The organism is Paenibacillus gorillae (genome assembly GCF_000513275.1).
In the GTDB taxonomy this organism is placed as follows: Bacteria; Bacillota; Bacilli; order Paenibacillales; family Paenibacillaceae; genus Pristimantibacillus; species Pristimantibacillus gorillae.
This window is the reverse complement of record NZ_CBVJ010000120.1, coordinates 32,958-42,075: the sequence shown is the minus strand read 5'-3', so window position 1 is coordinate 42,075 and position 9,118 is coordinate 32,958. Positions and strand designations below refer to the sequence as shown.

Sequence of the window (9,118 nt, the reverse complement as noted above, 5' to 3'; positions counted from 1 at the left end):
TTTCAGAACAAAATAAGGCTCGGTAGCTCAGTCGGTAGAGCAGAGGACTGAAAATCCTCGTGTCGGCGGTTCGATTCCGTCCCGAGCCACCATTTAGTTTTTCGGAGGGCTAGTGAAGTGGCTAAACACGGCAGACTGTAAATCTGCTCCTTTCAGGTTCGGTGGTTCGAATCCATCGCCCTCCACCATTTTCTCTTTATGAGAGCCATTAGCTCAGTTGGTAGAGCACCTGACTTTTAATCAGGGTGTCGAAGGTTCGAGTCCTTCATGGCTCACCTATTTTTTTAAACGTAGAACCCGTCGAAAGACGGGTTTTTTTGATGTCTAAAATAAATCTAATGCATGTTATATTGATCTGATTCCGTATGAAATCTAAACCTCTAATTAAAAAAGGCTGCTGCAAGGTCAATTTGGACCAAATGCGGCAGCCTTTCTTTTTATTCACATTATGCTCTGCGTTTCAATTCATCAACCAGCTCAGTAATGGTGGCATCAAGCCGTTCCTTCAGCTCGTCATTCAGCTGAAATTGCGATTCGCCTACTCCGGAATCCAGACGGGCAATTTGGGAGTCGATCGCATAAACGCCGCTTCCGAAATGCTTCGCATTAAGCGAAGAAAGGACGGGCTTAAGCGAGTAATCGATCGAGAGCAGATGAGCGATCGTACCGCCCAGGAAAAGCGGAGTAACGAATTTACCGCTTAGTCCCTTTTGCGGAAGCAGATCCAGGAAGGTTTTGAGTACGCCGGTAAAGGAGGCTTTGTAGACAGGGCTTGCAATAATGACAGCCTCCGCCGCTTCAACCTTGGCAGCTGCTTCAATAATTGGCTTGCTGTCGAATTTGGCATGGATGAGATCCTCTGCAGGAAGCGAGGCCACGACCACATGTTCAAATGAAATGCCCTGCTCGGACAATTGGCTTTCTACATATTGTGTAATACCGGACAGGCGTGAGCCTGGGTTTGGACTTCCAGATAAGATAACGACTTTAGACATATGGATTCACTCCTTATAATGAATATAATTCCGATGTATTAACTTTGAATTAACTCTACCATCTTTTAACACGAGCGTCAACGGATTTGCAGAGCGTTTCATTTCCTTATCATTTTAACGCTGTCAGGGAATAATGTGAACCACATGATTATCGGAATAGCTGAAATTGCCAGCCGGTATATGTTACAATGACGGAAAAAAGGCATCATTCATGGCTGGAGATAGGAGATAGACAAAAATGAGCACGACAGAATGGTTAAACCCGCTGGAGCACATTTTGAACTGTCCGGTTCGTTTGGTAACTTTGCAACAATCTGATTGGGAAGAGTTGACGCAGAAGTCTGACCGCGTATTTTATAGCGATGACAATAACAGCAGATTAGCGGCAGAAGGCAGCCGTGTTGAACAGGATGGCACGGTATGGATCGTTGTAAGCAATGCCAACAAAACGATTGAAGCTATAGAGATTGAAAGTCCCGGTCTTCAGCAAAGAGAGCTGGAGCTCATTAGCTGGACACTTCGCACACAGAGTCTGCGTAATCAAACGGTCAAAACGTCAGCAGCTTCCTTATCGGAGAGCGAGAACTTTGCACTTAAATTAAGTGAATGGATTCAGCAGCAGCTGGAATCGGAAGAGCCATCTTATTCTATACCTGACAGCCTTACGGCTGGCGGCAAGCTTTTTGCCGAAATGATCCCTTTTCTTCTTATTACAGAGCAGCCCAATACGACGAAGCAAGCTGCCTATTCAGAGCTGGAGAAGCTGCTTCGCTCTTTCCTGGCTGACGATATTTTATTGATTCCGCTTAAAAATCAAGAATGGCTTATCTGGGGCCCGGCTTCCCTTCTCAGGGATGCGGATTCTGAGCTTGCTGACGATGAGGATGAGGAGACGGTAGAGGATAGTCTGGCGTCCATCTGCCATGGTCTCCATGAAATGCTCGCCAGCGAATGGATCGGCGAGTGCCATCTGGCTGTCGCACACCCCACAAGTCCGGCTAAGGGTATCGTTGAAACGACGGCACTTCTTCGTGAAACCATAAATCTCGGACGCAAATTCCATGTCGGAACCAACATTCACCTGCCGTGGATGCTTCAGTTGGAGAGATTGCTCAACGCGATTCCGGAGGTTCAGCGCTCTCGTTATTTGGAGCATTCGCTCAAAAGAAGCGAGCTGTTCGTCGAAGCGGAGATGCTCGCGACACTGGAAGCTTTCTTCGCGCTTGATTGCAATGTCAGCGAGACGGCCAAGAAACTGTACATTCACCGCAATACGCTGCTTTACCGGCTGGATAAGCTGAAGCAGGAGACAGGCCTTGATGTCAGGCAGTTTAGAGATGCCGTATTGGTTAAAATCATTTTACTATTGTACAAAGTTACGAAAAGAAATTAGTTTTTTTGTACAGTTTGTGCATAGTCAGCATACTGGGCTGTGGGATAAGATATAAGCATAACGAAATTTCTTTTAGGGGGAAAAATCACATGGCAGGCGTACGCTTAGAAGGCATTTACAAAAAATACCCGGGTTCCGACAAAGCATCGGTAACTGACGTTAACCTTGATATCAAAGACAAAGAGTTTCTCGTATTGGTTGGTCCATCCGGTTGCGGTAAATCGACAACACTGCGTATGATCGCAGGACTTGAAGAGATTTCCGAAGGTAAATTGTTCATCGGCGACCGTCTTGTAAATGACGTAGCTCCTAAAGACCGCGACATCGCGATGGTATTCCAATCCTACGCGTTGTACCCGCACATGAATGTATACCAAAACATGGCTTTCGGCCTTAAACTTCGTAAATTCAAAAAAGCGGATATCGACAAACGCGTTCGTGAAGCCGCTAAAATTCTTGATATTGAGCATTTGCTCGACCGTAAACCAAAAGCACTCTCCGGCGGCCAACGCCAGCGTGTCGCTTTGGGACGCGCAATCGTGCGTGAGCCGCAAGTATTCTTGATGGATGAGCCGCTCTCCAACTTGGATGCTAAACTTCGTGGTCAAATGCGTGCGGAAATTTCCAAACTGACAAAACGTCTGGAAACTACGACAATCTACGTAACGCATGACCAGATCGAAGCAATGACGATGGGCGACCGTATCGTTGTTATGAAAGACGGCTTTATTCAACAAACTGCTTCGCCGGAAGAGCTTTACAACCATCCGGTAAACATTTTCGTAGCTGGCTTTATCGGCGCGCCTTCGATGAACTTCATCAGCGGCACGGTTTCCGAGCAAGGCGGAGGCTTGAAATTCAAAGCGACTGGCGTAGACGTTGCGATTCCAGAAGGTAAAGCAGCTGTTCTTCGTTCGAAAGGTTATGTAGGCAAAGAAGTAATTCTGGGCATTCGTCCAGAGGATCTTCACGAAGAGCCTGTATTCCTGGAAGCATCCCCGAACACAATCGTTAACGCGAACATCGAGGTTGCAGAAAACCTGGGTCACGAAATGTACCTGTACCTGAACGGTATCGGCACAGAAACAGTTATCGCACGTGTAGACGGACGTTCCGCACTGCGTGACGGTTCCAGCGTTAAACTGGCTCTGGACATGAACAAAGTACACCTGTTCGACAAAGAGTCCGAACTGAACATTTTCGAAAACTAATCTATTCGTTATTCCAAGGCTGTCTCCCGATGGGGGCAGCCTTTTTTGCATTTATCCGGAAAAAGGAAAACCGTTTGAGCCATATGCGCGTCTAATGGTCAGCAAGAGGTTGCGCGGAGGGGGAAGGGCATGGATAAGGACGAGTGGGCGGCCGCGGCGGTAAAAGGCGATGAAGATGCATTATTTCGACGAATCGAAATCGATAAACGCCAGCTTTACGGCATTGCCTATTCTTATATGAGGAACGAGACGGATGCCATGGAGGCTGTACAGGAGACCGTATGCAGAGTGTGGGCAAAGAGACGGTCGCTGCGTGATCCGAAGCTGTTCACGACCTGGATGATTCGGATTCTTATACGCGTCTGCATGGATGAGCGGAAAAAGAAGCGCAGGGAAGTGCTTTCTATCGATTCGGATAATCAGGGCTGGTCTGAAGACCGTACGAAAAATAATTTGCCGGATGTAGCGGAGCGAATCGACATGGAAGCACAAATTAAGGCGCTGCCGTCGAAATATCGGATGGTCATTGTTTTGAAGTATTATCGGGATTTGACGATTACGGAAATCGCCGAGCTGCTGGAAAAGCCGGACGGAACGGTACGTACCTGGCTGCATAAGGGCCTGAAGCTATTGAAAAACGATTTAACAGCGATTGGGAAGGGGGAGAACCATGAACAGGGAGACAGAAAGGGACTGGAAAGAGATGCTTCAGGCGTTGCAGAATGACCGCCAGCAGCTGGAGCAGGAGAACAATGAACCGAGTGATGAAGAGCTGGATATGGCGATAAAAACTGGCATGAAGCTTGGCGGCAAACGTTCGGTAGCAATTAAGCGGCGGAGGCTCGGATTGCAAATGCTCTTATCGGCCGTATGCGTCTTCATGCTGCTGACTGCGTTTATTAAAGTCTCCCCCGCTTTCGCTGCGATGCTTCGCGACATTCCGGGCTTCAGCGGATTTGTGAAGCTTATCGAAAGTGATACAACGCTCAAGGTCGCAATAAATAATGAATTCATTCAACCCGTGAATAAGTCGGACAGCAAGAACGGTTATACCTTAACGGTAAGCGGCATTATGGCTGATGATCAGCGTATCGTTATTCTTTATTCCGGTACAGGACCGGGTGTGACAAAAAACACGGAGATCAAGGAATATGTCATTCAAGATGGAGATGGCAAAAATATTGTCGCCTCTATCGGCTGGAGTCATTTTGCCGAAAACGAAGTGGAAGGGACAATGTACGACACGTTCGACATCGTGATGGCTGACGGTTACCCTATACCGCAAACGATACATTTGGAAGTGAATCTGGAGGGACAGTGGCTGACTGTAGACATTCCTGTCGATCATAGCCGGTTTGAGCATCTTAAGGAGACTATCCCACTCAATAAGGACTTAGAGGTGGGCGGGCAGCGGTTTACTTTGAAAAAAGCGGTTATTACGCCCTTGCAGATCAATATTGATGTGCAAACCGATCCCTCCAATGTGAAGAAGTCGAATGGCTTTATTAAGCTGGCTCTTGTCGACGAGAAAGGCAGACGCTGGGATTCAAAAGGCGGCTTCGGCATGCTGGATGATGGGATGACGATTCATTTTCAAAGCAACTATTTCGAAAAGCCGAAAAAGCTGTATTTCGTCGCCGATGGTCTTCTGCTGTCGGAGCGAAATAAGAAGTTTGTCATTAATACAGAGACAGGAGAGACGCTTGAAACGCCGGAAAGCCGGTTTCAATTAAAGAGCGCGGCGGGAGGGAGCCTTACGGTCTCGTTTTCTGATCTCGATGAGACGGAATCCCGCTATGGATTTTGGTTTTTTGATTATGGGGCAACGTTCCGGGATGCTTCGGGCAAGACTTATAAGCTGCTCGACAAAGCAGGAACCCAGTCTTCATGGCATACCACCGAAACGGGGGCAGACGCAGAGATTTACTATGAGATACCGGTTGCTGACTACGAACAGCCGCTTACTTTTGACGTGTATCAATATCCGGGGTATGTGCTGGAGCCGATTCACATTGAACTAAAATAAATGCTTTTGGCGCCGGGCAGCGGTCAAACGTTGCGTTCGGCGCTTTTTTCCTTTACGATGAAGTCATTGGAAATCCACTTACATACGGACATATAGCGGTTAGATGAGGAGGCCGTACGATGGCTAAGAAAGTAAAGGTATCACAGCTGGTTCAGCATTTCTCGCTAGAAATCATATCCGGAGAAGACGGCTTGAAGCGTTCGATTACGGTAGACGATCTATATCGCCCGGGTCTTGAGATGGCCGGGTACTTCGACTATCATCCCAGTGAACGCGTTCAGCTCCTCGGAAAAACGGAGTTAACGTTTCTGAGCACGCTGTCGACGGAGGAGCGCAAGTATCGGCTGGCGCAGCTCTGCCATGACGACACGCCTTGTATCATTATAACAAGGGGAATGGAAGCGCCTGCTGAGCTGATCGAGCATTCCAACTCTGCACAAATTCCTGTGCTTCGCAGCAATACAGCGACAACGATTCTGTTCAGCCGGATTACCGATTTTTTGGAGAAAAAGCTTGCGCCTACAGCGACTATTCACGGCGTACTCGTAGACGTATATGGCGTGGGGATGCTGATTACCGGAGGAAGCGGTATCGGTAAAAGCGAGACGGCGCTGGAGCTTGTAAAGCGCGGTCATCGGCTCGTAGCCGACGATGCGGTCGAAATTCGCCAGACGTCGGATAATCAGCTGCACGGCAGCGCTCCAGAGCTCATTCGGCATTTGCTGGAAATCCGCGGCCTTGGCATTATTAATGTAATGACGTTATTCGGTGCAGGGGCCGTACGCAATACAAAACGGATCTCGCTCGTCATTAAGCTGGAGAACTGGCAGCAGGACAAGCAATATGACCGCCTGGGGCTTGATGAAGAGAAGACACGCATTATCGACACGGATGTAACGCTTGTCACAGTACCCGTTAGACCGGGACGCAACTTGGCTGTCATTATTGAGGTGGCCGCGATGAACTTCCGCTTGAAACGGATGGGCTATAACGCCGCCTTACAATTTACGAACAAGCTGACGGAGACGATTGCTGAAGACGCGGACGACTACGATTGATCAATCGTGCCTGTGAAGCTTGGCTAGAGGAACCCATTCCAAGCGATTAGAAAAGGAGCTTATAACTCATGAGTATGATGATTAATCCCATCGCTTTTTCAATAGGATCGATTGATGTGCGCTGGTACGGCATTATTCTAGGTACAGCCGCTCTTGTCGGACTGCTGCTTGCTGTCCAAGAGGGCAAGCGCTTCGGTATCAAACCTGATTTCTTTATGGATCTGTTGCTGCTAGGCGTACCTTCCGCCGTTATTGGCGCTCGCATCTATTATGTAGCGTTCAAATGGGATGATTACAAAAACAATTTGATGGATGTTTTCAAAATATGGAATGGCGGCATCGCGATATATGGCGCGCTGATCGGAGCTTTTATCTGCGGTTATTTCTATTTCCGTTATAAAGGTTATAGCTTCTGGCGTCTGGTCGATATTTGTGCGCCATCCCTGCTTGCTGGTCAAATGATCGGCCGCTGGGGCAATTTCATGAACCAAGAGGCCTATGGCGGCGTGGTGGAAGAGAGCTTCCTGCGAGATACGCTGCATTTGCCGAATTTTATCGTCAATCAAATGAATATTAATGGGGAAGGTATTTACCATCACCCTGCATTTTTGTATGAATCGGTCTGGAGTCTGGTGGGCATTGCGATTCTGTTTATCTTGCGCCGTCAAAAGTTTTTGCGTGCAGGCGAGCTGGTAGCGAGCTATTTCATCTGGTATTCTATCGGCCGCTTCTTCATTGAAGCATTGCGTACGGACAGCTTGGCTTTTCAAGGTCCGGCATGGCTGGCTTCTCTCGTAAATGGTCTTTGGACGCCTATGACAGTGGTGTTCGAGCAGGGTTATCTTGATCCAGCTTACGGCAATGTACGGATTTCACAGCTGCTCGCAATTGGTCTCATTATCGCGGCCATTGCGTTCATCGTCATTCGCAGAGTAACGGGAGCGGCTTCGGCACGTTATTCCGACCCTATCGTATCAACGAAGGAGACGGGAGCATCGGCATCCGAAAGTGCAGCGGCAGCGGAGCTTGATATCGCGCCTAAGACGGAAGGATAACGTAAATCGTATTTCAGACAAGTAGGAGTGAAAGCACACGTGATAAAACCTGTACGTACGATGCTGTTCGATCTGGACGGGACTATAGTAGACACCAATGAGCTCATCATCCGCTCGTTTCTGGAAGCATTGAAGGGCGTCGTCCCGGAAGGTTTTTCACGAGAGCATATTATTCCAAGCATGGGCTTGACGCTATCGGACCAGATGAAGATTTTCTCCGGACTGGAGCAAGTGGATCATCTCATTGCGGCGTACCGCGAAGTGAATTACAGGCTGCACAACGAACTGGTCAAGCCTTTCGCTTACGTTGGCGAAGTGATGGATCATTTGCAAAAGCAAGGGGTTCGCATCGGCATTGTAACGACGAAAATGAGGCTCAGCACAGAGAAGAGCTTGAAGTTCGTCGGGCTGTATGACTATATTGTCCCAGATGCAATCGTAACGATTGATGATGTGAAAAATGCGAAGCCGCACCCTGAGCCCGTGTTAATGGCGCTGGACAAGCTGGGCGTAGAGCCTGCGGATGCCATTATGGTTGGTGACAGTCCAGTCGATATGCAGTCCGCTAATGCGGCAGGCGTCGTATCGGTTGGTGTTGCCTGGTCTCTTAAAGGAGCGGAAAAGCTGCGGGAGAGCGGAGCGAAGCATGTCATCGACGACATGCGGGAACTTTACGCTTTTGCCGGATTGGAGCGGGAGAAGCTTGCGGGACGTTGAGATTTATCCGGTAGAAGGGCCAAACGCGTTATGGCAGGTATACTCGACGGTCAGCCGCGTCAAGGCGGTTCGCAACTTTGTTTTCATCCAGATTGCCCGCTATTGCCCGATTCTGCCTATGAAGAACTGGATCTACCGCCGCATACTTGGCATGAAGGTCGGCAAGCATACTGCCTTCGCGCTGATGGTAATGGTCGATGTGTTTTTCCCGGAGCGGATCGAGGTCGGAGACAATAGCATTATCGGCTATAATACGACGATTTTGACGCATGAGTATTTGATCCGTGAGTACCGTCTTGGCCGCGTGCGTATTGGAGCGAATGTAATGATTGGAGCTAACACGACGATACTGCCTGGCGTTACGATTGGCGATCATGCGGTTGTAGCGGCCGGCTCGGTCGTTCACAAAGATGTGCCGGCCCATGCGTTCGTTGGCGGCAATCCGATGCGCGAGATCAAACGCTCGCCGGGCAGGAGCGGGGAGCCGGGCGTTCAGGGCTGATTCAAACCTCAATAGATAGATGACCTCACCCTCTGTGGAGTTTGACTCTGCGGGGGGTGAGGTTTGTTAAGATGAATAGATGAATTGGGAAGCGGATAGTTGACAGGCAGATAACCTTGACGAATAGGAAGCTTCATGCTAATATCGATAAATACTTTATT

The 9,118-nt window shown here is 48.7% G+C and carries 9 protein-coding genes and 3 tRNA genes; 11 read left to right on the top strand and 1 reads right to left on the bottom strand.

Annotated features, from left to right (window positions below; translation table 11 throughout):
* Nucleotides 1–16 precede the first annotated feature (16 nt).
* The 3 genes from TY10_RS23110 (at nucleotide 17) to TY10_RS23100 (ending at nucleotide 275) form a co-directional block, all read left to right on the top strand.
* Nucleotides 17–92, top strand: a tRNA-Phe gene (locus tag TY10_RS23110).
* Between the two features lie 11 nt (nucleotides 93–103).
* Nucleotides 104–188 (top strand) — tRNA-Tyr (locus tag TY10_RS23105).
* 14 nt (nucleotides 189–202) lie between these two features.
* Nucleotides 203–275: transfer RNA gene (locus tag TY10_RS23100), tRNA-Lys, on the top strand.
* Between the two features lie 171 nt (nucleotides 276–446).
* Here the strand turns inward: TY10_RS23100 and ssuE are convergent.
* Complete coding sequence (gene ssuE / locus TY10_RS23095; protein WP_042168860.1) at nucleotides 447–995, bottom strand: NADPH-dependent FMN reductase; 549 nt, start codon at nucleotides 993–995, stop codon at nucleotides 447–449.
* A 238-nt stretch (nucleotides 996–1,233) separates the two neighbouring features.
* On the opposite strand from ssuE, the gene TY10_RS23090 reads away from it, so the two are divergent.
* The 8 genes from TY10_RS23090 to TY10_RS23055 all read left to right on the top strand — a co-directional run bounded on the left by TY10_RS23090 (nucleotide 1,234) and on the right by TY10_RS23055 (nucleotide 8,957).
* Entirely contained in the window at nucleotides 1,234–2,388 is a 1,155-nt protein-coding gene (locus TY10_RS23090) for a PucR family transcriptional regulator (RefSeq protein WP_042168859.1), read from the top strand.
* 89 nt (nucleotides 2,389–2,477) lie between these two features.
* On the top strand, nucleotides 2,478–3,599 hold the full coding sequence (locus TY10_RS23085) for an ABC transporter ATP-binding protein (protein ID WP_042168858.1): 1,122 nt from the start codon (nucleotides 2,478–2,480) through the stop codon (nucleotides 3,597–3,599).
* Between the two features lie 129 nt (nucleotides 3,600–3,728).
* Nucleotides 3,729–4,325, top strand: a complete 597-nt coding sequence (locus TY10_RS23080; protein ID WP_042168856.1) for a sigma-70 family RNA polymerase sigma factor — start codon at nucleotides 3,729–3,731, stop codon at nucleotides 4,323–4,325.
* Entirely contained in the window at nucleotides 4,270–5,625 is a 1,356-nt protein-coding gene (locus tag TY10_RS23075) for a DUF4179 domain-containing protein (protein WP_081735449.1), read from the top strand. The genes TY10_RS23080 and TY10_RS23075 overlap by 56 nt, the downstream gene beginning before the upstream one ends.
* Before the next feature lie 119 nt (nucleotides 5,626–5,744).
* The gene (gene hprK / locus TY10_RS23070; protein ID WP_042168852.1) at nucleotides 5,745–6,683 is read left to right on the top strand and encodes an HPr(Ser) kinase/phosphatase; all 939 of its coding nucleotides are present in this window, start codon (nucleotides 5,745–5,747) and stop codon (nucleotides 6,681–6,683) included.
* A 68-nt stretch (nucleotides 6,684–6,751) separates the two neighbouring features.
* Nucleotides 6,752–7,738, top strand: a complete 987-nt coding sequence (gene lgt, locus TY10_RS23065; protein WP_042168849.1) for a prolipoprotein diacylglyceryl transferase — start codon at nucleotides 6,752–6,754, stop codon at nucleotides 7,736–7,738.
* Nucleotides 7,739–7,777: 39 nt separating this feature from the next.
* On the top strand, nucleotides 7,778–8,455 hold the full coding sequence (locus TY10_RS23060; protein WP_238327929.1) for an HAD-IA family hydrolase: 678 nt from the start codon (nucleotides 7,778–7,780) through the stop codon (nucleotides 8,453–8,455).
* Nucleotides 8,442–8,957, top strand: a complete 516-nt coding sequence (locus TY10_RS23055) for an acyltransferase (RefSeq protein WP_202903224.1) — start codon at nucleotides 8,442–8,444, stop codon at nucleotides 8,955–8,957. The genes TY10_RS23060 and TY10_RS23055 overlap by 14 nt, the downstream gene beginning before the upstream one ends.
* Nucleotides 8,958–9,118 lie beyond the last annotated feature (161 nt).